Source organism: Sphaerisporangium sp. NPDC051011, from assembly GCF_040653595.1.
Classification (GTDB): Bacteria; Actinomycetota; Actinomycetes; order Streptosporangiales; family Streptosporangiaceae; genus Sphaerisporangium.
The window spans coordinates 275,386-297,669 of the sequence record NZ_JBFAGG010000011.1; the positions used below are offsets into that span (position 1 = coordinate 275,386).

General features: G+C 70.6%; 27 protein-coding genes and 1 pseudogene. 13 read left to right on the plus strand and 15 right to left on the minus strand.

From position 1 onward, the window contains the following. Positions 1–144: 144 nt before the first annotated feature. The gene (locus AB0H21_RS26055) at positions 145–498 is read left to right on the plus strand and encodes a hypothetical protein (RefSeq protein ID WP_358521248.1); all 354 of its coding nucleotides are present in this window, start codon (positions 145–147) and stop codon (positions 496–498) included. A 16-nt stretch (positions 499–514) separates the two neighbouring features. Here the strand turns inward: AB0H21_RS26055 and AB0H21_RS26060 are convergent, their stop codons facing one another. Continuing rightward, positions 515–745 (minus strand): hypothetical protein, encoded by a 231-nt coding sequence (locus tag AB0H21_RS26060; RefSeq protein WP_358521250.1) that lies wholly within the window; start codon positions 743–745, stop codon positions 515–517. Between the two features lie 572 nt (positions 746–1,317). On the opposite strand from AB0H21_RS26060, the gene AB0H21_RS26065 reads away from it, so the two are divergent. The 3 genes from AB0H21_RS26065 to AB0H21_RS26075 all read left to right on the plus strand — a co-directional run bounded on the left by AB0H21_RS26065 (position 1,318) and on the right by AB0H21_RS26075 (position 3,056). Next, a complete protein-coding gene (locus AB0H21_RS26065; protein WP_358521253.1) occupies positions 1,318–1,479 on the plus strand; it encodes a hypothetical protein in 162 nt (53 codons plus the stop codon). Positions 1,480–1,935: 456 nt separating this feature from the next. Then, positions 1,936–2,487 (plus strand): hypothetical protein, encoded by a 552-nt coding sequence (locus tag AB0H21_RS26070; protein WP_358521255.1) that lies wholly within the window; start codon positions 1,936–1,938, stop codon positions 2,485–2,487. A 14-nt stretch (positions 2,488–2,501) separates the two neighbouring features. Continuing rightward, complete coding sequence (locus AB0H21_RS26075) at positions 2,502–3,056, plus strand: hypothetical protein (RefSeq protein WP_358521258.1); 555 nt, start codon at positions 2,502–2,504, stop codon at positions 3,054–3,056. A 258-nt stretch (positions 3,057–3,314) separates the two neighbouring features. Here AB0H21_RS26075 and AB0H21_RS26080 read toward each other — a convergent pair whose 3' ends face one another. The 3 genes from AB0H21_RS26080 to AB0H21_RS26090 form a co-directional block, all read right to left on the minus strand. Next, a complete protein-coding gene (locus tag AB0H21_RS26080) occupies positions 3,315–3,593 on the minus strand; it encodes a hypothetical protein (RefSeq protein ID WP_358521260.1) in 279 nt (92 codons plus the stop codon). 592 nt (positions 3,594–4,185) lie between these two features. After that, entirely contained in the window at positions 4,186–4,401 is a 216-nt protein-coding gene (locus AB0H21_RS26085) for a hypothetical protein (protein WP_358521262.1), read from the minus strand. A 689-nt stretch (positions 4,402–5,090) separates the two neighbouring features. Continuing rightward, positions 5,091–5,579 carry an aldo/keto reductase gene (locus AB0H21_RS26090; protein WP_358521264.1) on the minus strand — a complete coding sequence of 163 codons (489 nt, stop codon included), beginning with the start codon at positions 5,577–5,579 and terminating at the stop codon, positions 5,091–5,093. Between the two features lie 21 nt (positions 5,580–5,600). Between AB0H21_RS26090 and AB0H21_RS26095 the strand changes: the two genes are divergently transcribed. After that, a complete protein-coding gene (locus tag AB0H21_RS26095) occupies positions 5,601–6,044 on the plus strand; it encodes a helix-turn-helix domain-containing protein (protein ID WP_358521267.1) in 444 nt (147 codons plus the stop codon). A gap of 157 nt (positions 6,045–6,201) precedes the next feature. Here AB0H21_RS26095 and AB0H21_RS26100 read toward each other — a convergent pair whose 3' ends face one another. Further along, entirely contained in the window at positions 6,202–6,912 is a 711-nt protein-coding gene (locus AB0H21_RS26100; RefSeq protein ID WP_358521269.1) for a TetR/AcrR family transcriptional regulator, read from the minus strand. 96 nt (positions 6,913–7,008) lie between these two features. On the opposite strand from AB0H21_RS26100, the gene AB0H21_RS26105 reads away from it, so the two are divergent. Both AB0H21_RS26105 and AB0H21_RS26110 read left to right on the plus strand, forming a co-directional pair. Beyond that, on the plus strand, positions 7,009–8,229 hold the full coding sequence (locus tag AB0H21_RS26105; protein ID WP_358521272.1) for a carotenoid oxygenase family protein: 1,221 nt from the start codon (positions 7,009–7,011) through the stop codon (positions 8,227–8,229). A gap of 20 nt (positions 8,230–8,249) precedes the next feature. Next, a complete protein-coding gene (locus AB0H21_RS26110; protein ID WP_358521275.1) occupies positions 8,250–8,798 on the plus strand; it encodes a GNAT family protein in 549 nt (182 codons plus the stop codon). A 54-nt stretch (positions 8,799–8,852) separates the two neighbouring features. On the opposite strand, the gene AB0H21_RS26115 is transcribed toward AB0H21_RS26110, so the two are convergent. Continuing rightward, positions 8,853–9,317, minus strand: a complete 465-nt coding sequence (locus AB0H21_RS26115; protein ID WP_358521278.1) for a MarR family transcriptional regulator — start codon at positions 9,315–9,317, stop codon at positions 8,853–8,855. 148 nt (positions 9,318–9,465) lie between these two features. On the opposite strand from AB0H21_RS26115, the gene AB0H21_RS26120 reads away from it, so the two are divergent. Both AB0H21_RS26120 and AB0H21_RS26125 read left to right on the plus strand, forming a co-directional pair. Further along, positions 9,466–10,647, plus strand: a complete 1,182-nt coding sequence (locus tag AB0H21_RS26120; protein ID WP_358521280.1) for an MFS transporter — start codon at positions 9,466–9,468, stop codon at positions 10,645–10,647. Positions 10,648–10,734: 87 nt separating this feature from the next. Next, positions 10,735–11,448: a TetR/AcrR family transcriptional regulator gene (locus AB0H21_RS26125; RefSeq protein ID WP_358521282.1), complete on the plus strand. Its 714-nt coding sequence runs from the start codon at positions 10,735–10,737 to the stop codon at positions 11,446–11,448. Between the two features lie 45 nt (positions 11,449–11,493). Here AB0H21_RS26125 and AB0H21_RS26130 read toward each other — a convergent pair whose 3' ends face one another. Continuing rightward, entirely contained in the window at positions 11,494–11,847 is a 354-nt protein-coding gene (locus tag AB0H21_RS26130) for a helix-turn-helix domain-containing protein (RefSeq protein ID WP_358521284.1), read from the minus strand. 201 nt (positions 11,848–12,048) lie between these two features. On the opposite strand from AB0H21_RS26130, the gene AB0H21_RS26135 reads away from it, so the two are divergent. Then, entirely contained in the window at positions 12,049–12,810 is a 762-nt protein-coding gene (locus tag AB0H21_RS26135) for an SDR family oxidoreductase (RefSeq protein WP_358521287.1), read from the plus strand. A 6-nt stretch (positions 12,811–12,816) separates the two neighbouring features. On the opposite strand, the pseudogene AB0H21_RS26140 reads toward AB0H21_RS26135, so the two are convergent. The 6 genes and pseudogenes from AB0H21_RS26140 to AB0H21_RS26165 all read right to left on the minus strand — a co-directional run. Next, positions 12,817–13,020: pseudogene (locus AB0H21_RS26140) on the minus strand (aminoglycoside phosphotransferase family protein); the annotation flags it as partial. A gap of 30 nt (positions 13,021–13,050) precedes the next feature. After that, positions 13,051–14,157, minus strand: coding sequence for an FAD-dependent oxidoreductase (locus AB0H21_RS26145; RefSeq protein WP_358521289.1), 1,107 nt, complete (start codon positions 14,155–14,157; stop codon positions 13,051–13,053). Positions 14,158–14,230: 73 nt separating this feature from the next. Then, complete coding sequence (locus tag AB0H21_RS26150; protein ID WP_358521292.1) at positions 14,231–15,103, minus strand: RNA polymerase sigma-70 factor; 873 nt, start codon at positions 15,101–15,103, stop codon at positions 14,231–14,233. Between the two features lie 69 nt (positions 15,104–15,172). Next, on the minus strand, positions 15,173–15,535 hold the full coding sequence (locus AB0H21_RS26155) for a CrcB family protein (protein ID WP_358521294.1): 363 nt from the start codon (positions 15,533–15,535) through the stop codon (positions 15,173–15,175). After that, a complete protein-coding gene (locus AB0H21_RS26160; protein ID WP_358521296.1) occupies positions 15,532–15,882 on the minus strand; it encodes a DUF190 domain-containing protein in 351 nt (116 codons plus the stop codon). The genes AB0H21_RS26155 and AB0H21_RS26160 overlap by 4 nt, the downstream gene beginning before the upstream one ends. Then, the gene (locus tag AB0H21_RS26165; protein WP_358521299.1) at positions 15,879–16,352 is read right to left on the minus strand and encodes a CrcB family protein; all 474 of its coding nucleotides are present in this window, start codon (positions 16,350–16,352) and stop codon (positions 15,879–15,881) included. Before AB0H21_RS26165 ends, AB0H21_RS26160 begins: the two co-directional genes overlap by 4 nt. A gap of 355 nt (positions 16,353–16,707) precedes the next feature. Between AB0H21_RS26165 and AB0H21_RS26170 the strand changes: the two genes are divergently transcribed. The 3 genes from AB0H21_RS26170 to AB0H21_RS26180 all read left to right on the plus strand — a co-directional run bounded on the left by AB0H21_RS26170 (position 16,708) and on the right by AB0H21_RS26180 (position 20,166). Continuing rightward, the gene (locus AB0H21_RS26170; protein ID WP_358521302.1) at positions 16,708–18,288 is read left to right on the plus strand and encodes an MFS transporter; all 1,581 of its coding nucleotides are present in this window, start codon (positions 16,708–16,710) and stop codon (positions 18,286–18,288) included. Between the two features lie 60 nt (positions 18,289–18,348). Then, on the plus strand, positions 18,349–19,056 hold the full coding sequence (locus AB0H21_RS26175) for a VIT1/CCC1 transporter family protein (RefSeq protein ID WP_358521305.1): 708 nt from the start codon (positions 18,349–18,351) through the stop codon (positions 19,054–19,056). Positions 19,057–19,254: 198 nt separating this feature from the next. After that, complete coding sequence (locus AB0H21_RS26180; protein ID WP_358521367.1) at positions 19,255–20,166, plus strand: hypothetical protein; 912 nt, start codon at positions 19,255–19,257, stop codon at positions 20,164–20,166. A 104-nt stretch (positions 20,167–20,270) separates the two neighbouring features. Here AB0H21_RS26180 and AB0H21_RS26185 read toward each other — a convergent pair whose 3' ends face one another. Both AB0H21_RS26185 and AB0H21_RS26190 read right to left on the minus strand, forming a co-directional pair. Further along, the gene (locus tag AB0H21_RS26185; RefSeq protein WP_358521308.1) at positions 20,271–21,260 is read right to left on the minus strand and encodes a sulfotransferase; all 990 of its coding nucleotides are present in this window, start codon (positions 21,258–21,260) and stop codon (positions 20,271–20,273) included. A 98-nt stretch (positions 21,261–21,358) separates the two neighbouring features. Continuing rightward, complete coding sequence (locus AB0H21_RS26190) at positions 21,359–22,264, minus strand: LysR substrate-binding domain-containing protein (protein WP_358521311.1); 906 nt, start codon at positions 22,262–22,264, stop codon at positions 21,359–21,361. Positions 22,265–22,284: the final 20 nt, after the last annotated feature.

Consider the following 22,284-nt stretch of genomic DNA (forward strand, 5'->3'; position numbering starts at 1 on the left):
AGGCCAGCACATGCCGCCGTCGCCGCGATAACGCACCCAGGCAAAGATCGGAAATCTAACTACGGGGATACCGTCCAGCTCCAGCGATACGTACCGTCGCCGTGTGCGTCGAAGTGGACGGTAACGCACTCGATCGCACCGCCGGTGGTGAATTTAGGAACGTTGGACGACCACCTGTTCGCGCCCATGGACTCCACCGCGAACCAGCCCATATACGACCCCTTCGAGTTCGACGACCACCTTATCGAAGTCAACGAGGAAGCAGGAGACGTGAAGATCACCAACGTTGCGAACGCCATCTACCGCGCCAAGCGGACCGGTATCCAGGGTGTCCTGGCCTCCGTCCTGATCTCCGTGGGCGGGGTGCTCACCGCCCTCCAGGTCGACGCCGAGATCAACTGGACCCTGCTGGGCCTGTCCCTCAGCCAGGCCGCGCTGACGGCCATCGTGTCCTTCCTGCACAACGACAAGACCGCGGAGTCCCAGACCTCCGAGTGACCTGTAGGCCCCGCAATCAGGGGGTGCTCTGTGGGGCCTTGAGATGCTGCTGGAATGCGCCGAGTGCGGCCATCAATGACGTCGTCAGCGTGGCCATCCCGATGAAGGTAGCGGCGCCCCATGCGAGGGACACATCCCCAGGCAAATTGAAGCCTTCTCGGGCGACGATGAACGCCATCTCGCCCATCACCAGGGAAAACAGAATGTCGATGATCACGCAGAGGGTTGCGCGAAACTGACTGCTCACACTTCCTGCCTCGTTCCGAGTTCACTAGATCGAGGCTGGAGCAGGATAGGAACGCACGCCAACCTCGATCCCTTACGGGATAGGTGCTCTCGCCGCGATCGCGGCAAGCACCAGGTAGCTAGGGCCGTTTCGCTACCCATAGGTCGTACGTGTTTCCAATAGTTACAAGAAGATCATAATAGTCGGCCCGCACACGGCGCCCCCACACTCCAAGGGCGTTGGCTATCAGTGTAGCCACAAGAGAAGGCCCTTGCTCCCAACTCAGCGGGCCTCTTGTCCAGTGAGTGCGAGGTGGCTTCTCCACGTGACCCCGTAGCGCAAGAAGAAAGACCTCGACCCTCGCCCTTCGCGGCGGGGGTCTTTCTTCATTCACAGGAAGGGCTGAGAGTGGCGGGAACCTACCGCTTCAAGATTGACCAGGGCGCGACAGTACGCCGAGTCCTCCGCTGGCTCCGCGCTGGCGAGCCCGTGGGTCTCAGCGGCGCTACAGCCCGCATGGAGATTCGCACGGCGGCCGGGGCACGCTGCTGCACCGGCTCGACACCGTCAACGGTGGCCTCACCCTTGGTGGCGTGGATGGCACGATCCTGATCTACATACCGCCTGCCGTTTCCTCGGCCTGGACGACCCTTCAGGGCGTCTACGACCTGGAGGTGGTTCTCCAGGACGGGACCGTCGTCCGTCTGCTCCAAGGCTCGGTGGCCATCTCTGCGGAGGTGACGACCGGTGAGTGACGTCATCGAGATTGCCAACGACGGGACGCTCAGCTTCGAGTTCCCCGAGGAGATTGAGGCCGTAGAGGTCGGCTACCTGCCCGCTGGCGTGGGCGTAGGCTCGAAGGGCGATCGAGGCTACAGCGCCTACGAGATCGCCGTGCAGGGCGGCTTCACGGGGACGCCAGCCGAATGGCTCGCATCCCTCAAGGGTCCGGCCGGCGCACCCGGTGCGCCCGGCGACCGAGGGCCGACCGGTGACCGTGGGCCTCAGGGACTCGAAGGGCCATGGGGTCCGGCAGGTGCCGATGGTGCATCCGGACCGGCTGGAGCCGATGGGGCCCCAGGCCCGCAAGGCGTCCAGGGAATCCAGGGACCGCCCGGGGCCGCTGGCACGGAGGCACCAACGGCGCGGACGGCCAGGACGGCGAAGATGGCGAAGATGGCGAAGATGGCGCGAGCGCGTATCAGATCGCTGTGTCCCATGGCTTCTCCGGTACCGAGGTCGAATGGCTGGCTTCCCTCGTCGGCCCGCAGGGGCCGCCTGGTGAATCCGGAGAGCCCGGCTCAGGCGGGGCCGCAGGCATCCGCATGGTTGACACCGGCTTCATCACCAGCGGCCCGGTAACGGTCACCACCACGTTCACGCAACTCGGTACGGACCTAACCCTTAACGCTGCTGTGGGCGACGTGCTTGAGGTCATCCCGGATCTGATGGCGCACACCGATGGGTCGGACGTCCAGTTCGAGGCCGCCACCAACGTGGCGGGTACCGACACTAATTACTGGTCAACCGGGGACGGAACTTCCCGTGCTCCCGGAGGCATCTCCTCTTGGTACGTACCCACGGGCAACTACTCGGGCCCGCGAGCTTCCGCGCACTACACCGTTAAGGCTGGTGACCTGGTCAACGGCCAGGTGACCGTCCGGTTCTACGGCCACGTGACCGGAGGTACCCGAACGGTGCTCAACAGCGCGGTGTGCCCGACCCGCATTACCCTTATCAACCGCGGCCCCATAATCCCCTAGACGCAGGAGACCATATGGCTGAAATTACTTTCACTGGCGTTCACCTGAAGACGGACCCCGTCCCTGCGGAGTTCGGTGAGCAAGGTTTCAAGGCGCGAAGCTACGCCGAGATTCTGGCAGACTCGATGCTCTCGACCGCCATGGCTACGAAGTTCTATGCCGTACGCGTCGGGGTTCCGGCAGGTATGCCTGTGAACTCCATCACGGTTCACGCCCTAGGCAGTGCCTCAGCTACAGGCGACGCACTGTTCATCGTCTACGACGACGACGGCAACGAGATCGCTCGAACGGCGAACGACCCCAACCTCTTCAAGACCAACGGCCTCGCGACGATCAACCTGGCCACGCCTATCCCCGCCTCGGACGAGGTTAGGTACGTCTGGGTACTGCACACCTACCCGCTGTCGAACTCCAATCTCTCTGGGAGGCACATGAACTCCATGGTCGCCAACAACCCCAGCCAGTACTGGAGCGCAAGCTCTCCGAGCGGCGTCACCACGCCGCCCACAGTGTTCGACCCCTCTGGGTGGGCTCACCAGGGCTTCGTCCCGTGGGTGGCACTCTCGTAGCCCGCTCTCAGAGGAGAGCCCAGCCCCCGGTCTTCGCCTTCGGACCGGGGGCCTTTCGTCGTTTCAGGGGGTCAGCTCGCCATGTCGACGTCCGTGCCGATGGGCGCGCTCAACTCGGCCCACTCGATCTCGTCCAGGAGCAGCTCGACTACTCCCATCTGCTCGTAGACGGCGGACCTCCTTCACCAGTGCGGTGATCTCGCCACCGAGGCTGGCCCAGAGAACGATGTCATCGCCCGGGACCGCTCCTCGACCTTCTTACTCGCCACTGCCGTCCGCCTCCTGCTTGTCGTTGTCGCTGCTGTCGTTGAGAGGCACGGGGGGCTTCAGGCCCACCTCGAAGGCCGTCTGAAACACCTTCTTGAGGAAGGCCCGCTGCGCCCGCCGACCGGGGCGGTCCAGCAGCTCGCCCTCGACCATGCCGCGCTGGGCCCGCTGGAGTATCAGGTGGAGCTGCCGCTTGACCACCAGCGGCTTGCACACCTCGCAGCATGCCCAGGGCTCCTCGAAGCGGTGGATGGCCAGAGGCGTAACCACCGTAAAGCCCCTTCGCTGGGCGAAGGACCACGCGGGCGCATAGTCCCCGAACCTTCTCGCGATGAAGGATCCCGCACAAGGGCTACCTTGGACTCAAGGGCTTGGCCCGTCTCATGCCCTAACCCCTTATAGTCGTACGCGTAGCTCTTCGCCTTCGCAAACCCGCTGACCACCCAATGGCGCCCATCCGTCAGATACGGATTTGAGGTGGACAGAGAATCGATTCGTCCAGTCCCGGATGGACAGAACTTGTAATTGAGATTGAGAACATAACCTACCCGGGCGACGTTTACCACGACCACTCCGTTGCATGGATCGTTCGCCTTGGACTCCCCCGATCCGCTCTTGTGGTCGAATTCTACGAAGTTCAGCAGCAGCACTACACAGATGGCCGCCACGACGATCGAGAGAAGCGCACCGAGCGCACCGATTCCGATCTTTTTCAATCTCGCATCCACTAATTAGTGTACTTGACAGAGAAGGGCTGCGATTCGCGGTTTTTACGGGCCGTCGCAAAGCTCGCCGTCCCGGCAACCGAGGGCGCCGGGGCGATACCGCGAGCCATACGGGCCTGCGGCGTTCGCGACAGATGTCAGCCTGTCGACGCAGCCTCGGTCACCGGTGTCGCTTTCGCCACCCTGCAGGTCCATCCCCACCCGTAGTTCCCGGCGCTGTCTATGGAGAAGTCGAACTCAACCAGGTAGCGCACCACAACTGCGACGTATCTCTCCTTGCCGGTCGCGGAGGGGCTGGCATAGCGATCCCCCGGGACGGGTCCGCAGTCGGTCTCCCTCGTTCGGTCGAACATCAGGTATTCCTTGGAACGCAGGGCGACGATAGAATGGTGACAGTACTTACGCTGAAGGGCATCACCGCAATGTCCCTGACCGGTCGTATGGGCCTTAAGGGAAAGTGTGAGAGAAATCCGGTTCGGTATGAGCACGGGGCGAGGGACGCGGGCGACACCGGCTTCATTTCGCTTCGCATCGAATGTGCCAAAATATAATCGGCAAATCGTATAACCATTGAATGACGGGCACGCGTCGATTGGGGCATTGCTGTAGCCGACCGAACCGTGGCCCGATCTCGGGCGAGGCGCAGGGCCCCCACCCCCGACCATACGAGGGGATGCGGCCGGATCGGACGGGGCGCCGGCCGACCGTACGTTCGCGGTCTCCTGCCTGGCGGCGAGCATCCATGACGCCAGCGCCAGTAAACATGCGACCAGGACACTGAGCGCTTTGGCCGACCTCGACTTCACCACATCTCCCCACTTCTGCCAGGACAAGGAAGTATGGCGGGGTGGATGCACGGATGATCCGCCTATCCACCCCGCCGGGAACCCTAACTCAGCGCCCCCTGTCGAATCTGCAGCCTTCTCGCGGCCCCTCACTCCACGAGCAGAACGACGCGAGGCTGCGCAGGACTCACCGGGACGACCCGACGCCACGGGTGTCGGGCACGTCTGCTACGTGGAGTGGGCCGGCGGATGCCTCGTCAGTGGCCGATCTTGTCCAGCGCGGCAAGGTCCTCGTCGGAGAGCGAGAGTCCCGCGCCGGCGATGTTCTCGCGCAGGTGCGCCGTGGACGAGGTGCCGGGGATGAGCAGGATGTTCGGCGACCGCTGCAGTAGCCAGGCCAGGGCGATGGACATCGGCGTCGCGTCCAACCGGGCGGCTACGCTCGAGAGCGCCGAGGACTGCGGTGGGCTGAAGCCGCCGAGCGGGAAGTAGGGCACGTAGGCGATGCCCTGTTCGGCGAGCATGTCGATCAGCTCGTCGTCGTGGCGGTGGGCGAGGTTGTACATGTTCTGCACGCACACGATCGGCGCGATCGCCTGTGCCTCGGCGACCTGTTCCGCCGTCGCGGTGCTCACTCCTAGGTGCCGGATCAGGCCCTGCTGCTGGAGTTCGACGAGGGTCTCGAACGGCTCAGCGAGCGATCCGGGTTGGGGTCCCTCGGCGTTGCCTCCGAGTGCGTAACGCACCCATGGTTGAAGGAGCGGTTGGTGGCAACGATGACGGCGGCTCAGAAGAGGGCACAGACCAAGGCGGAATATGACGCTTTCCTGGCGGTATGTCCTAGCCACAAGCTGCTCGCCCGCATCTCCGACAAGTGGGTCACGTTGGTCCTGGCCGCGCTGGGCAGCGACGGCTCGCATCAGTTCGGCGCCGACTGCGCCGGTGAGCCCCGGTCGATGCGCTACTCGGAGTTGTCCCGCCTGCTGGCCGGCGTAAGTCAGAAGATGCTCACTCAGACGCTGCGCTCCTTGGAGCGTGACGGTCTGATCACCCGCACTGCGACGCCTACCGTGCCTGTCACGGTCTCCTACGAGCTGACCGACCTCGGTCTCTCACTGCACCAGATGATGCGCGGCCTCAAGACTTGGGCCGAGATGCACATGGACGACGTGCTCGCCAACCGTGCGACGTACGACACCCGCGCCACCTGAACCGGGGAGCGAAGGCGTCACATCAGCCTCTTTCCGATCCTTCACCCGACCAGGCCATCGGCAATTGTGCACCCAGAGGGGCGAAACCAACCGCTACAGGCGAAAGTGCGCAATTTAAAGAAGCCCGCGGGGGCCACATCAGGTGGACGGGGCGAGGTCAGGCGGTGCGGTCGTGGTCGTTGGCGGGTCTTTCCGTGGGCGGGGCCGGTTCGGCGGGTTCGATCTCGGTGGCGAGGCGGGCCTCGGAGGAGGCGACGGAGCCGGTGGCGGCCTCCAGGGTGTCGCCGACGCCGATCATGAGCGAGGTGAGCTGGGCTTCGAAGACGCGGTCGGCGTCGCACGGCTCGATCAGGTAGTCGCCCAGTTCGAGAGTGACCAGGCCGTGGATGGCCGTCCAGAGCTGGTGAGCGACCAGCTCGGCGTCGCCGGTGCGGAACCGGCCGGCCTCGATGCAGCGCGTCGCGCACTCGACGACCGTGCTCAGCGTGAAGCGGCCGTACTGGCGGTCCTCCGCGGACAGCGAGAAGCCGCCGAGTGACGCGCCGCCGAACATGACCGCGTACAGGTGGGGGTTGGTGAGGGCGTTGTGACGGTAGGCCCGGCCGAACAGCGCCATGTCCGCCACCGGGTCTTCGGTGGGGGTGACGTGCGAGAAGTAGTTCTCCATGCGGGCGAAGCCTTCGTACACCATCTCGCGGACCAGGCCGCTCATGCCGCCGAAGTTGGTGTACACGGCCATCGTCGAACTGCCGGCCTCGGACGCGATGCGCCGGGCGGACAGGGCCTCGGGCCCCTCGTCGGCGAGCAGCCGCGCGGCGATGTCGACCAGGGCCGCGCGGGTCTTGGGTTTCGATCGTCGTCGGCTCACCTTGACAGTATGACATAACGGCGTTATTGTTTTTCATAACAGCGTTATGACGGTGTTATGCCTACAGGTTCAGACTAAGCGAGGAGGTGCCCGATCATGACCGTGACGGAGCACGCTGTACCGCTCGTCCCCGCCGCGGCGCCCGCCCGGCTCCCGCACGACGAGCCGCTGCGCGTCGACGGCGTCATCCCCGCCGAGCTGGACGGCGCCTTCGTGCAGGCCTCCCCGCACCCGGTCGGCGGCGACGCCATACTGTCGGGCGTCCGGTTCTCCGGCGGCACCGCCCGGCGGCTGCGCACCTCCAGCGAGGACATGCCTCCCCTGCCGCCCGCGCCCGCCATGCTGATCTCCACGGCCGAGAAAGGGTGGAAGGGGACGGGACGATCGAGCGTCGCCCCGCCCGTCGAGGACCGCGTCTCGGGCGAATGGCACACGGTGGCCACCTACCCCGGCTACGACCACGCCGTCCACCTCGTCCTCGGCCCCGAGGGCGAGGTCCGCGCCGCGCGCCCGCTCGCGCTGGAGGGGGCGCCGCTGATGAGCGCGGTGGCGCTGACCGAGCGGTACGTCGTGGTGTTCGACCTGCCGGTCGTCCACGACCGCGCCACCGCCCTGGTGGGCGCCCGGTTCCCCTACCGGTGGCGGCCGGACCGCCCGGCGCGTCTCGGCCTGCTGCCCCGGCGGCCGGGCGGGGCGCCGCTGTGGTTCGCGATCGACGCCTGCCACGTCTCGCGGGTGGTGAACGCCTACGACGACGGCGGCCGCGTGGTCGTCGAGGGCGTGCGCCACGACCGAGCGTACGTCGGCGGCACGGACGGCACGGACGGCATGAACGGCGCGAGAGCGGACGAGGCGCACGTGGCGGTGCACCGCTGGACGCTCGACCCGGCCACCGGGCGGGCGTCCGAGCGGCCCCTGGTCGACGGGCTCTCGGCGGCCACGGTGGACGCGCGCAGGGCCGGCCGGCGGCACCATTTGCTGTTCGGCGTCACCGCGGGGGGCCGGGCCATCGCCGCGCACGACCTCGCGGCCGACAGCGCCCAGGTGAGGGAGCTGGCGCCGGGCTGGACGGCCGACCGGCCCGTCTTCGTGGCCCGGGGGCTCGGCGAGGGCAACGGCTGGATCATGGCCGTCACCCGGAACGCCGCGCTCGGACGCGCCGCGCTGCTGGTGCTGGACGCGCTGAACCTCAGCGGCGCCCCCCAGGCGGAGATCCACCTGCCGTCCATGCCGCCCGGCGCGCAGGTGAGCTGGGCCGCCGCGCCGCGCTCCGCGCACACCGCGATCCTGCGGGATGTGAGCACGCCGATCGGCTGAATCGGGGTCATACTTGCTCAGTGCTGCTGTCGACCTCCAGGCTGATCCTGCGACATTTCCGCCCCGATGACGCCGAGATCCTCTCCGCCTACCGCTCCGATCCGGACGTGGCCCGCTACCAGTCCTGGGACGCGCCCGTGCCGCTCGATCGGGCCCGGTCGCTGATCGCCATCTACGCCGCGGGCGACCCCCGGGTACCCGGCTGGTTCCAGTACGCGGTCGAACGCGACGGCGTGCTGATCGGCGACGTCGGCGTCAAGCTGCACGACACCCGGATGCAGGCGGACATCGGCTACACCCTCGCCGCCGCCCACCAGGGACAGGGCTACGCCACCGAGGCCGTGCGGCGCGTCATCGAGGACCTGTTCGAGCACGGCGTGCGCCGCGTGTCGGCCGAATGCGATGCCCGCAACCTGCGCTCGGCGCGGCTGCTGGAGCGGCTCGGCTTCCGGCGCGAAGGGCTGCGCCGCGCGAAAATGTGGTTCAAGGGCGAGTGGACCGACGACCTGGTCTACGGCCTCCTCCGCGAGGAATGGCGCTCCACCCCGCAGGCCGCCGAACCGGGCTGACCCGGGCCGCCATGGTGGCAGAGTCAACCCCACTCCGGCGCTGACCGGGCGCGGTCAGGCGCCCCCGTCCGGCTCCATGAAGACCATCGGCACGTTGTTGTGGCGCACCAGCAGGCCGAGCAGCTCCGCGAGGGCGTTGCGCTGGGCGGGGGTCATGCCCTCCATGAGCGCGTCGACCCGCCGGCAGGCGGCGGTGTAGAACGCCTCGGCCAGCTCGCCGCCCCGCTTGGTGAGCACCACGCGGATCGCGCGGCCGTCCCGAGGGTCCGGCTCCCGGCGCACCAGGCCGCGCATGGTGGTGCGGTCGACGAGTTCGGTGAGGCTGGACTTGGCCAGCCGCAGCGTCGTGCTCAGCTCCCCCATGCCGTACGGCTGCGCCATCAGCACGCACAGCAACTGCCCCTGCTGCGGGGTCAGCTTGTACTCGCGGGCCGCCTCGGCGTACACGGAGCTCACCAGGAAGGAGGAGCGCACCAGCGCGGTGACGGCCCCCATCTGCCCACCCATCGCCTCGGCCATGCGCCAGACCTCCCGCCGGACGGATCTCGGTGGAACGGAGCGTACATCGGCCGCGAGGCCGTCCGATCCCGCGATGACGTCGGGGCGTCACCCGAACAGGTGATCCACTACAAGTGATCCAAATCGGGAATTCTGTTAGGTTCTCCCCGTGGACTCACGCGTGCTGGGACGAGCCCGCGTGGCCGTCGCACTGACCTTCGCCATCCACGGAGCGGTCAGCGGCGCCTTCGCCACCCGAATCCCCTGGATCCAGGAGCACGTCCACGCCGGTCCGGGCCAGCTCGGCCTCGCCCTGCTGGCCCCGGCGGTCGGGTCCCTCATCGCGATGCCGATGGCCGGCCGGATGAGCCACCGGTTCGGCAACCGCCCTACCACTCGCTGGCTGCTCGCGCTGTGGTGCCTGCTCCTGGCGTTCCCGGCGCTCGCCCCCAACCTGGCCGCGCTGTGGGTGACGCTGCTGCTGTTCGGGGCGGTGGCGGGCATGTGCGACGTCGGGATGAACGCGCAGGGCATCGTGGCCGAGCAGCGGCTGGGACGCTCGATCATGTCGGGGCTGCACGGCATGTGGAGCGTCGGCGGCCTGGTGGGCGGAGGGCTCGGGGCGCTGGCCGCACACTTCGAGGTCGACGCGCGGCTCCACCTGGCCGCCATGGCCGCCTTGCTGCTCGTCGTGGGCGTCGTGGTCGGCCGCAACCTGCTGGACATCCGCCCGGAGGAGGACGAGGAGGCGCCCGCGCACTTCGTCCTGCCGTCCCGGCGGATCCTCGTCTTCGGCCTCATCGGCTTCTGCGCCATCTTCGGCGAGTCGGCCAGCGCGGACTGGTGCGCCGTCTACCTCAAGCAGGTGACGGGTGCCTCCCCCGGCGTGGCGGCGGCGAGCTACACGGCGTTCGCGTTCACCATGGCGGCCGGGCGGCTGTGCGGCGACATGGTGGTCCGCCGCCTGGGTCCCGTGCTCACCGTGCGGATCAGCGGGCTGCTGGCGACGGTGGGAGGCGTGCTCGTGGTGGTCGCCCGCACGCCGCTGCCGGCCATCACCGGTTTCATGATGCTCGGGGTGGGCGTGGCGGTGGTCGTGCCGCTGGCGTTCACCGCGGCGGGGAACGCCGCGCGGACGCCGAGCGAGGGCGTGGCCGGGGTGGCGACGATCAGCTACACCTCAGGGTTCGTCGCGCCGAGCGCGATCGGCGGCATCGCCGCCCAGACCAGCCTGCCGGTGTCGTTCGGCGTGGTGACGACGCTCATGGTCGCGGTGCTGCTGCTGGCCGGCGCGCTCGCCCGGCGCCCGGCGCCCCTGACGCCCGCCTCCGATGCCGCCACCCGTCCTTAGGGCGTCTCATCTCCGTTATCGGTCGTCGCGACTGCTAGATTTCCTCACGTGCCAGGGCCGCGGACGGCCCGGCGGAGGGAGGCGGCGGTGACGTCGGAGGGAGGACCCCGGGCCCGCTACCGCGAGCAGACCCGCGGCGAGATCAAGCAGATCGCCCTGCGGCAGCTCGCCGAGGGGGGTGTGGACGCCGTCGCGTTCACGCGCATCGCCAAGGAGCTCGGCCTCTCCGGCCCCGCCCTGTACCGCTACTTCGCCAGCAGGGACGACCTGCTGAGCGCGCTGATCCGCGACGCCTACGACGACGCGGCCACGACGCTCGCGCGGACCGCGGAGGACTCGGCGCATCTTTCCCCGCGCGAGCGGCTGCACGCGCTGGCGCGCGCCTACCGCGCCTGGGCCGTCGCCGAGCCGCGCCGCTACATGATGATCATGGGCTCGCCGCTGCCGGGGTACGCGGCGCCGCCGGACACGCTGTTGCGGGCACGCGACGCACTCGGGCCGTTCGTGGACGTCTTCCGGGACGCGCGGCCGTCGGAGGCGGTGCTGCCGGTCGTCCGGCAGATGGAGACCTGGGCGGGCGGCGACCCGGGGGTCGCGGGGTGGGTGGAGCGGTACACCGCCGGAGCGGGCGCGGGCGTCCCGGCGGGGGCGGCGCTGGCCGGCGCGGTGCTGGCGTGGACGCGCGTGCACGGGGTGGTGAGCCTGGAGGTCGTCGGGCAGTTCGCCACCATGGGCCACGACCCGGGCACGCTGCTGGAGTCCGAGACCACCACCCTCGCCGACGCCTTCGGCCTGACCTGACCGCGCCGAGGCCCCGGGCGCCCAGGCTTGGAGGCGATCCCGCGCCTAGGCCGGGCTCTCGTCCGCGGACGCGCGGACGGCCGCGATGCGCTCCATGTGGGTGTGCCCCCATTCGCCGAGGGGTTCCAGGGCGGCGTTGAGCGAGGCGCCGAACTCGGTGAGCGAGTACTCGACCCTCGGCGGGACCTCACGGTAGACCTCGCGGTGGACGAGGCCGTGCGCCTCCAACTCCCGGAGCTGCTGGATCAGCATCTTCTCGCTGATGCCGGAGATGTGTTTTCTCAGCTCCCCGAAGCGCAGCTCCCCCTGGGAGAGCCGCCACAGGATGCGCGCCTTCCACTTGCCGCCCATGATGTCGACGGCGGCGTCCAGGCCGCACACGTAGGGCTGTCGTGACATGCGCCCGCCGTCCTCACTTACGAAAAGGTAAGTACCTCACGAAATAGTCAGTACTTGCCGATCCTAACGTGAGCGGCAAGGCTTACCAAGGCGACGGCCGGGCGGCCGGGGACCACCCGCCGCGGCTCCGTTCGCGAGAGCCCACACGCCACGAGCTGGAGCGCGCACGCCCGCTCCCGTTGAAACGATCAAGGAGTCTCCGTGACCACGTACGCGGGCAGGAAGGCCGTCATCACCGGCGGCACGATCGGCATCGGCCTCGCCACCGCCAAGGCGCTCGCCGGCGGCGGGGCCGAGGTGCTGGTGACCGGCCGCAACGAGGACAACCTGCGGGCGGCCCGGCGGGAGCTCGGCCCCGGCGCGCACGTCCTGCGCTCCGACACCGCGGACCTGGGCGACATCGACGCCCTCGGCGCCTACACCGAGGAGCGACTCGGCCAGGTGGACCTGGTCTTCGTCAACGCCGGCGTCTCGTCCCTGGTGCCGCTGCAGGACGTCACCGAGAAGGACTACGACCGGCAGCACGACGTCAACGCCAAGGGCGCGTACTTCACCGTGCGCCGCCTGGCCCCGCTGGTGAAGGAGGGCGGGTCCTTCGTGCTCACCACCTCCGTCGCCGTCGGCTCGGGCCACCCGGGCATGAGCGTCTACACGGGCACGAAGGCCGCCCTGCGCGGGTACGCCCAGGTCTTCGCGGCCGAACTGCTGCCGCGCGGCGTCCGCGTCAACACGATCAGCCCCGGCTTCATCCGCACGCCCACCCTCGGCGCCGCCGACGCCACGCCCGAGGAACGCGCCGCCTTCGAGAAGCTCGGCGACCAGATCACGCCGATGCGCCGGCACGGCACCTCCGAGGAGGTCGCCAAGGCGGTCCTGTTCCTCGCCTTCGACGCGACCTTCACCACGGGCGCCGACCTGGCCGTGGACGGCGGCCTCGGCCGGCGCCTGACCCGCCCCGCGTAGCCGGCCCGCGTCGTCCCACCTGTTGTCCAGGGCGGGCGGCAGGTCGAACCCCGGGTCCCCGGCCAAGGGCTTGGGGTCGATGGCCGGCCACGGCTCGCGCCCGTCGAGGGGCGCGAGCACGTTGTCGTAGTGCAGGTCCCAGTGCGGCAGCCGGTCACCGGGCTCGCCGAGCACCTCGCGGGTGACGTCCGCGCAGGCGCGCAGCAGGCGCCCGGTCTCAGGGCCGCCCAGCCGGGGGGCTCAGGAGCCGAGGAGCGACGGGCGGCGCATGGCGAGGATCGTGCCGCGCACGATGCCCTCCTTGTAGAGGGCCGCCACGCGGCCGGTGAGCACCGCCTCGCGGGGCCGGTCGTCGGCGTGCACGAACTGGATGAGCCCGTCGTGGCGGCCGAGGCTGACGCACTGGCCCAAGTAGCGGAAGCGCAGCGGCCGGGGCTCGCGGCCGGCGAGCCGGTCGACGATCGCCCGGGCGGCGCGGTGCCCGGCGGGGATCCCGGTCGCGCACGCCATGCGCAGCTCCTGCCCGCCGGGCATGCGCGCCGCCGCCGCGTCCCCGACCGCGTACACCTCCGGGTGCGACTCCGAGCGCAGGGTGCCGTCGACGATCACGCGGCCGTGGCGGTCCACGGCGAACCCGGCCTCGCGGGCCAGGGCGGGGACGCGGAACCCGGTCGTCCAGACGACGGTGTCGGCGGCGACGTGCTCACCGTCCGCCAGCACCAGGCCGTCCTCGCGGACCTCGCTCACCCGCGCGTTCTCGCGGACGTCGACGCTGAGCCGCGTGAACACCCGCGACAGGTACCGCCGGCCGCGCTCGGACAGGCCCTCTCCGAGGGCGCCTCCCGTCACCAGCCGCACCTTCACCCCGGGGTGCGCCTCGGCGAGCTCGGCGGCGGCCTCGATTCCGGTCAGCCCGCCGCCGACCACGGCGGCGACCCGGGCTTCGGCCAGGCGGCCCCTGAGGCGTTCCGCCTGGTCGGGGCCGCTGACGGCGTGGGCGTGCTCGGCGGCGCCGGGCACAGTGTCCAGGTCGGTGCGGCTGCCGAGGGCGTAGACCAGCACGTCGTACCGGATGTCGGGGGCCCCGCCGTCGAGTCGCACGGCGCGGTCTCCGGCGTCGATGCCGGTCACGCGGCCGACGACGAGGTCCACGGCGGTGCCGGCGAGCAGGTCCCTCAGGGGCAGGTCGCGCAGGTTCTCGCCCGCGGCGAGCTGGTGCAGCCGAACGCGTTCGGTGAACCGGTCCCGCGCGTTCACCAGGGTGACCCTGGCGCCGTGCCCGGCGACGAGCTTCGCGGCGACCAGCCCGGAGTAGCCCGCGCCCAGGACCACGATGTGAGGTGACATTTCCTCTCTCCCTTCGTCGCCCTTTGAACCGGCGAGAGGGAGGATCCGTGACAACGAGGCGTTGTGAACCGCGTCACACCAGCCGCGCCGCCAGGAGGGCGAGCTTGTCGGGATTGGTGATCGTGCGAAGCGCGGTCATCCGGGCGCCGTCGAACTCCGGGACGGTGACGGCGATCAGCGTCCCGTGCTGGCGGACGATCATCGCCGGGCCGCCGTTGACCATGCCGATCACCAGCTCGACGCCGTCCCTCAGGAAGCGCGCGGCCAGGCCGCCGAAGAAGCGCGCCACGCGCGTGCGGCCGGCGACCGGGCGGGAAGCCGCGGGGGCCCTGCCGCCGCCGTCGGCCCAGGAGACGACGTCCTCGGCGAGCAGCCGCTCCAGACCGGCGACGTCGCCCTCGGAGGCGGCGGCCACGAAGCGTTCGAGGATCTTCGTGGCCTCCTCGGGCGACGCGGTGAAGCGCCTGCGCGGGTCGCCGACGTGCTCGCGGGCCCTGCGGTAGAGCTGGCGGGCGTGGGCCTCCTCTACGTCGAGGAACTCGGCGATCTCGCGGTGACCGTACCCGAACGCCTCGCGCAGGACGAAGGCGGCCCGCTCCGGCGGGGTGAGCCGTTCCAGCAGCAGGAGCATGCCCAGCGCGAGGGACTCGCGCTGTTCCACGGTCTCCAGCGGGCCGAGGGCGCCGCCGTCGGTGAGTACCGGCTCGGGCAGCCACGTGCCGACGTAGCGCTCGCGCCGGGCGCGGGCGGAGGTGAGCCGGTTCAGGCACAGGTTGGTGACGACCTTGGTCAGCCACGCCTCCGGCACGTCGACCTCGACGCTGTCGCGCCAGCGCAGGTAGGCGTCCTGCACGACGTCCTCGGCCTCGGTCGCCTCGCCGAGCATGCGGTAGGCCAGCCCTAGCAACCGGGGACGGCTGGCCGCGAACTGGTCGAGCTTGGTCATGGCGGCCAGTCTCTCAGTGCGGGTGGACGGTCTCGCGCTCCCCCGACCCCAGGCTTGGACGTTCTGATGTCAGCCGGTGATGACGCGCGCGAGGGTGAGGCCGGCGTAGGCGGCGCCTAGGCCGGCGAGCAGGCTCGCGGCGACGTTGAGCGCGGCGTAGAGGCGGGAGCCGTCCCAGGCCAGGCGCAGGGTCTCGTAGCCGAACGTCGAGTAGGTCGTCAGCGCGCCGCAGAAGCCGGTCAGGGCCAGCGCGGTCACGGCCTGGCCGGTGGGGAGGCCCGCCAGCAGGCCCGCGAGGAACGACCCGGCCACGTTGACGGTCAGCGTGCCCCAGGGGAACACCGAGTCATGACGCGCCTGGACGAACCGGTCGACCAGATAGCGCAGCGGCGCCCCGACGGCCGCCCCCAGCGCGACGAGCAGGACTGTCACCGCGCCTCCCCGGCGTCGTCCCCCGGGTAGCGGATCGCCAGGACGGGGTCGAGAACGACCAGGCCCTCGCCGACGATCTCGTCGAGCTCCGGGAGGAAGGCGCGGATCTTCTCCTCGTCGTCCACGATGACGATCACAACCGGCAGGTCCTCCGAGAGCGACAGGATGCGGGTGGTGTGGATGCGGCTGTGCGCCCCGTACCCCTCGATGCCGCGGGTCACGGTGGCGCCGGCCAGCCCCGCCGTGTGGGCGCGGTGGACGATCTCGTGGTAGAGGGGACGGTGGCGCCACTGGTCGCTTTCGCCGACGATGACGGTCAGGCGCACTGCGGGCGTCTCGCGCCTCATGGCCGCCTCCCCCGCGTCCTGAGCAGGCGGGCGGTGAGCGCCGAACCCGCCCACACCCCGGCCAGCGCGCCGGTCACCGTGGCTCCCAGGTAGGCAAGCGCCGTCCCGGGCGCACCGGCGGCGACCGCCTGGTGGACGTCCACGACCGAGGTCGAGAAGGTGGTGTAGCCGCCGAGCACGCCGACGCCGAGAAAGGGCCTCAGCAGGCGGCGCCCGGCCCACACCTCCCCGGCCAGCACCATGAGCACGCCGATCAGCAGGCATCCCGACACGTTGGTCAGGAAGGTCGCCCACGGGAAGGCGCCGCGGGCGTGCGGGAGCGCGAGCGACAGGCCGTACCGGGCGAGCGCGCCAAGCACGCCTCCGGCGGAGACGGCGAGCGGCACCGGCAGCGCGAAGGGCCGGGGTCTCGGGGGGCGGGCCGCCGGCGCGCCGGCCTCGGTGCCCGTGATGACGCGGGGCTCGATCATGAGTCCTCCTACCAGCATGGTGACGACACATCTGGTAGGGACCGTTGGCGGCTGAACCGCGGTTCACCTCCGTGGAGGGCGGCGAGCCCCACCGCCGCGGCCCCGGCTGGGACCTCGATGTCATCATATCGGCCCGCGCCCCGAGGGCGGGACGGTGAAACAAGCCGGTACGGAGGCCACGCCAGGCCCGCAAGTAGTCCCCGGTGTCCGCCCTGTTCGGGTTCCAGGTGCTCGTGGCCCTGTACCTGCGGAACCGGCCGGGGTGGCGGTCAGCGTCCGGTGCGCCGGTGGTCAGCGCCCTCTCCGAGGCTTGCGGTGCGGGCGATCCGCCGCACCGAAAGCGAAAGAGTGGGACATGGCGCAAACGGACGTCACCGGGGCCACGGGCCGGGCCGGACGCAGGGAATGGATCGGCCTGGCGGTGCTCGTGCTGCCCTGCCTTCTCGTCTCGATGGACATCAGCGTGCTGTTCCTCGCGCTGCCGTTCATCAGCGCCGACCTGGCGCCGAGCGGCATGCAGCAGCTCTGGATCATGGACGTCTACGGGTTCGTCCTGGCCGGGATGCTGATCACGATGGGGGCGCTGGGCGACAGGATCGGCCGGCGCAGGCTGCTGCTCGCCGGGGGCGCGGCCTTCGGCGCCGCCTCGGTGGTCGCGGCCTATTCCGGCAGCGCCGAGGTCCTGATCGCGACCCGCGCGCTGCTGGGCCTCGCGGGGGCGACGCTGATGCCCTCGACGATGGCGCTGATCCGCAACATGTTCCACGACGGCGGGCAGCGCAAGACCGCGATCGCGATCTGGACGGGCGGCATGACCGGCGGCGCGGTGATCGGGCCCATCGTCGGCGGGTTCCTGCTCGACCACTTCTGGTGGGGCTCGGCGTTCCTGGTCAACGTGCCGCCTATCGCGCTGCTGCTCGTGCTCGGACCGATCCTGCTGCCGGAGTTCCGCGCCCCGGCCGCCGCAGGGTTCGACCTGCTCGGTGCGGCGCTGTCGCTGGGCGCGGTGGTCGCCGTCATCTACGGCGTCAAGGAGACGGCCGTGGACGGGCCCGCGCCCGGCCCGCTGCTCGCCGCCGCCACCGGGCTGCTCCTCGGCGCGGCGTTCCTGCTCCGCCAGCGCAGGCATCCGGCCCCGCTGGTCGAGCCGGCTCTGTTCCGGCGGCGCGCGTTCGGCGCGTCCCTCACCGTGAACGTGGTCGCGATGTTCGGGTTCATCGGGGTCTCGCTGTACAGCAACCAGTACCTGCAGCTCGTGCTCGGCATGGGGCCGTTCACCGCGGCTCTGTGGTCGCTGAGCGTGGTGCCGGCGATCACGGCGGGGATCACCGTCGCCGGGGTCCTCGCGCGGCGCGTCCGCCCCGGGCACGTCATGGGGATGGGGCTGCTCGTCGCCACCGCCGGGTTCGTGGTGTTCACCACCCTGCGCCCCGGCTCGCCGCTGTGGCTGTTCGTCCTCGGCGTCTCGGCACTGGCCGCCGGGATCCTGACGGCCGCCACGCTCACCGCCGACATGATCCTCACCGCGGCCCCGCCCGAGCGCGCGGGCGCCGCCGCCGCGCTGTCGGAGACCAGCAGCGAGCTCGGCGGCGCGCTCGGCCTGGCGCTGCTCGGCAGCGTCGGCGCGGCCGTCTACGCCGGCCGGATGACCGGCGTGCTGTCCGGCGGCTCCCTGGCCTCCGGCCTGTCCCCCGAGGCGGTGCGCTCGGCCGGGGAAACGCTCGGCGGCGCCGCAGCCGAGGCCGCGCGGCTGCCCGGGCCGGCGGGGACGGCGCTGCTGGAGGCGGCCAGGGACGCGTTCACGCAGGGCATGAACGTGACCGCGGCCGCGGGAGGGGTCGTGATGGCCTCGGCCGCCGTCCTCGCGATCGTGCTGCTGCGGCGGGTGCCCGCCGGTTCCGCCGCCGCGCCGCGGGACGACGCGGCCGATGACTGAGTCCCGGGCCGCTTACCCCGCCGTACGTCAAGAAAAGCTGGGGGTTTGTACAGTTCTGTTATGACTACCATGCGCGCCGAGGTGCACCACAGCCACCGGGACGTGACCGGCGGGTGGCTCCGTCCCGCCGTGTTCGGCGTGATGGACGGCCTGGTGTCGAACGCCTCGCTGATCGCGGGCGTGGTGGGCGGAGGCGCGAGCACCGCCGCCGTCACCATCACGGGGCTCGCGGGCCTGGCCGCCGGCGCCTTCTCGATGGCCACGGGCGAGTACACCTCGGTGCGCTCGCAGTCGGAGATGACCATGGCCGAGATCGACGTCGAGCGCCGCGAGATCGCCCGCAACCCGCAGGCCGAGGAGGACGAGCTGGCGCAGCTCTACGAGACGCGCGGGCTCACTCCCGAGCTGGCCCGCGAGGTCGCCCGCCAGCTCCACCGCCACGCGGACGTCGCCTGGCGGGTGCACGCGCGCGAGGAGCTCGGCGTCGACCCCGACGACCTGCCCTCGCCGTGGGTGGCCGCCGGGTCGTCGTTCCTGGCCTTCGCGATCGGGGCGCTCGTCCCCCTGCTGCCGTTCCTGCTCGGCTTCGGCTCGGTGCTCGCGGCCGTGCTGCTCACCGCCGCGGGCCTCGCGGGGACCGGCGCCATGGTGGCCCGGCTGACCGGCCGTTCACCGCTGTACGGCGGGGCCAGGCAGCTCCTGCTGGGAGCGGCCGCGGCCGCCGTCACGTACGGGATCGGCGTCGCGGTCGGCACGGCCGTCGGCTGAGCCCCGGCAACTCCCGGCGTCCCCCACTCGTTCGCCCGCCGCCTCGCCGCGGCCCCCGCGCGGGTGACGCGTCCCAGGTACCGGGTTTCGTCCTGATTCCGGGGTGCGGCGGGCCGACGTCAGGGGTGCGATCAAGCCTCTGACCGGCCACGTCTTCCCCCAGCACGGGTGAATGTTGTCTATTGTTTGGCCGTGCCGATGAATACGAACGACCCTCAGATCGACGGCCCCGATGTCCTGCCACGCCCCCAGCCGGATCGCTCCGTGCTCGTTGTGGCGCCGCCCGAGGAGGCGCCCGGCCACTGGGCCGGCGCGCCGAGCGCCGTCCTCAGCGACGGCGCCTACTACCTCGCCTACCGCCTCAGGCGCCCCATCGGCCAGGGACGCGGCTACGCCGTCGTCGTCGCGCGATCCCTGGACGGCGAGCGCTTCGAGACGATCTACACCCTCGGCCGCGAGGAGGTCGACACCGAGTCCCTGGAACGGCCCGCCCTCGTCCGGACGCCGGAAGGTACGTGGCGGCTGTACATCAGCTGCGCCACCTACGACTCCAAGCACTGGCGGGTCGAGCTGATCGAGGCGGACGACCCGGCGCGGTTCGACGCCTCCACGCGGCGCGTCGTCCTGCCCGGCGACCCCAAGACCGGGGTGAAGGACCCGGTGATCGTCCGCCACGACGGCGTGTGGCACCTGTGGGCCTCCTGCCATCCGCTCACCGACCTGGGCGAGGAGGACCAGATGGTCAGCGACTACGCCACCAGCCCCGACGGGCTGGACTGGACGTGGCAGGGCACCGCGCTGAGCGGCCGTCCCGGCTGCTGGGACTCCCGGGGCGCCCGGGTGACCGCGGTCGTCCGCCACGAGGGGACGCTGCACGTCGCCTACGACGGGCGGGCGACGGCCGAGGAGAACTACGAGGAGCGCACGGGCCTGGCCACAGGAACCGACCCCGCGACGCTCACGCCCGTCGGCGAGAAGCCGCTGGCCGAGTCACCGTACGGCGGGCTTCGCTATCTGGACGTCCTGGAGCTCCCGGACGGCGGCAAGCGGTTGTACTACGAGCTGACCCGCGAGGACGGCGCGCACGAACTGCGCACCGAACTGCGCTGACAGTACTGCGCCGACAGTGAGCACCCCCGGGCCTTCCCGCCGGCCCCGGTGAACCCGGCACCCGGTGACACGGGCCGCTCCTCCCGGTGAGGGGCGGCCTCCGGTCAGGAGATGCGCGGGCGGCCGTTGCGGGCCTGGCGCTGGCCGGGCGGACGGTCGCCCATCAGCCCTCCCGTCCGCTCGCGCGGCCCGAGCCAGTCACCGAAGTCCTCGCCCGTCACCTGACTCAGCAGGGCGACGTCCCGTTCGAACCGGGGGATCAGCGCCTGCCGTTCGTCCCAGCTCAGGGGGCGGCGCGGGCGGCCGTTGTCCTGGAGGGCGCCCTCCAGCGACTCGGTGAGGCGGCCCGCCAGCGCGCCCGGCAGGTGACGCCCCACGGCCGCGCCCACACGCATCACGCGCGACAGCGCCTGGTGCCGCAGGGTGTGCTCGGGGTGGGCGGTGACGTTCTCCCGGGGCACCTCGGCGATCAGCCCGGTCTCCACGCCGAGGAACTCGCAGATGCGGTCGAGGGTCGCCAGCGGCGCGTCCACGAGGTCCCGGTAACGGAACACCAGGACGTTGGCCGGGGAGAACAGCTTGAACAGGTCCCGGAGCTGCTCGCCGTACCGGCCGAGCCCGACGTAGTGCCAGAAGGCCGACCAGCCCGCGGCGATGCGGCGTTCCTCCTCGGCGCAGGCGCGCACCACGTCGCCGATCGGCTCCAGCCCCGCCGACCACAGGTGCGTCCAGTTCGAGTGCGCCCGCTCGACCGGGTCGCGCAGGACGACGATCAGTTTCGCGCCCGGGACCATGGCGTGGATCCGGCGCTGTGCCTTGCGGTCGTACAGGTAGAACGGGGTGGACTCGCCTCGCACCGTTCCCGGCGGCGCCTGGTCGAACAGGGCCTCGTAGTCCTCGCGGCGCCAGACGTGCTCCCGGAAGGTCTGCGCGTCGCCCGGCCCGCCCCGCGTCGGCGGCGGCCCGTCCGTGAGGAAGAACTTCGGCTCCTTGACCGCGGACATGAACAGCGCGGGGTGTCGTGCGAGCGCGGCGTGCAGGGCGGTGGTCCCCGCCTTCGGCGCTCCGATCACCAGGAAGTCCGGTAGGGCCATCCGATCCCCTCGGTGAAGAACGGCAACATCCGCCAGCATACCCACTCAATACGTAGGAAAAGGGGATTTTGGCCGACCATGGCCAGGATTTGGCGGTCTCACAGCGGGGGTACAGGATCGGCCAGCCACCCGCTCTCGGCCGCGGTGACCCGCGCGGCCGCCTGGAAGGCCCGGATCCGGTCGCTCATCCGGTCACGCCGCCACACCATGGACCACGGAAAGACCGGTGAGGGGTCGACGAGCGGCCGGACGACCAGTCCCGGGCCGGGGGGCGGGCAGGATTCGGGCCAGGCCGCCACCGCGTTCCTTTCGAGCACCTGCTCCAGCATGCTCGACAGCGGAGTCTGACCGGAAACCGGTGGCCGAGGCCGGACTCCGGCCTCGGCGAGGAACGCCAGGACGAAGCCGACCCAATCGGGGGTGTGGTCGATGTTGCCGAACACCCAGCGGCATTTGCCCAGACGGTTCACGGGAATCTCCGCGTGCGCCGCGAGCGGATCGTCCTCCCGCAGCACCAGGCCCACCGGGTCGAGGCGGATGATCTCGAAGTCCAGCTCGGCATGATGCTCGGTGTACAGGCCGACGGCCAGATCCAGCCGACCGGCCCGGACTTCGGCGATCTGGCTCACCATGCCCGCGATGCCGTGGACGATCTCCGGTGACGGATGCCGCCGGCGCAACATCCTCAGGATCAGCGGCACCGTGTCCAGGCCGTCCACGATGGTCGCGATCCGCAGGGGTTCGTCTCCCACAGCGGCGTCGACGGCCTCCTGAGCCGCGGCGAGCAGCCGCTTGGCCGCCTGGAGGAACCGTTCTCCCGCGGGGGTGAGCTCGACCTTCCGGGTGCTGCGCGACAGCAGGGTCGCGCCCAGTTCCTGCTCCAAGCGGCGAATCTGGGCGGACAGGGATGGCTGCGCGATGAACAGCCGTGCGGCGGCACGGCCGAAGTGCATCTCCTCGGCGACCGTTACGAAGTAGCGCACCAGCCGTAAGTTGAGATCCATGGCATAAGTATGGACTCCCC

What these genes read in the sequence shown, in the direction of transcription:
- AB0H21_RS26075 (WP_358521258.1), top strand. Translation starts at nt 2,502, where the DNA reads ATGGCTGAAATTACTTTCACTGGCGTTCACCTGAAGACGGACCCCGTC.
- AB0H21_RS26160 (WP_358521296.1), bottom strand. Translation starts at nt 15,882, where the DNA reads ATGAGGCGCGAGACGCCCGCAGTGCGCCTGACCGTCATCGTCGGCGAA.
- AB0H21_RS26180 (WP_358521367.1), top strand. Translation starts at nt 19,255, where the DNA reads ATGAATACGAACGACCCTCAGATCGACGGCCCCGATGTCCTGCCACGC.
- AB0H21_RS26185 (WP_358521308.1), bottom strand. Translation starts at nt 21,260, where the DNA reads ATGGCCCTACCGGACTTCCTGGTGATCGGAGCGCCGAAGGCGGGGACC.
- AB0H21_RS26150 (WP_358521292.1), bottom strand. Translation starts at nt 15,103, where the DNA reads ATGACCAAGCTCGACCAGTTCGCGGCCAGCCGTCCCCGGTTGCTAGGG.
- AB0H21_RS26130 (WP_358521284.1), bottom strand. Translation starts at nt 11,847, where the DNA reads ATGTCACGACAGCCCTACGTGTGCGGCCTGGACGCCGCCGTCGACATC.
- AB0H21_RS26165 (WP_358521299.1), bottom strand. Translation starts at nt 16,352, where the DNA reads ATGATCGAGCCCCGCGTCATCACGGGCACCGAGGCCGGCGCGCCGGCG.
- AB0H21_RS26105 (WP_358521272.1), top strand. Translation starts at nt 7,009, where the DNA reads ATGACCGTGACGGAGCACGCTGTACCGCTCGTCCCCGCCGCGGCGCCC.
- AB0H21_RS26145 (WP_358521289.1), bottom strand. Translation starts at nt 14,157, where the DNA reads ATGTCACCTCACATCGTGGTCCTGGGCGCGGGCTACTCCGGGCTGGTC.
- AB0H21_RS26115 (WP_358521278.1), bottom strand. Translation starts at nt 9,317, where the DNA reads ATGGCCGAGGCGATGGGTGGGCAGATGGGGGCCGTCACCGCGCTGGTG.
- AB0H21_RS26170 (WP_358521302.1), top strand. Translation starts at nt 16,708, where the DNA reads ATGGCGCAAACGGACGTCACCGGGGCCACGGGCCGGGCCGGACGCAGG.
- AB0H21_RS26190 (WP_358521311.1), bottom strand. Translation starts at nt 22,264, where the DNA reads ATGGATCTCAACTTACGGCTGGTGCGCTACTTCGTAACGGTCGCCGAG.
- AB0H21_RS26175 (WP_358521305.1), top strand. Translation starts at nt 18,349, where the DNA reads ATGACTACCATGCGCGCCGAGGTGCACCACAGCCACCGGGACGTGACC.
- AB0H21_RS26085 (WP_358521262.1), bottom strand. Translation starts at nt 4,401, where the DNA reads ATGTTCGACCGAACGAGGGAGACCGACTGCGGACCCGTCCCGGGGGAT.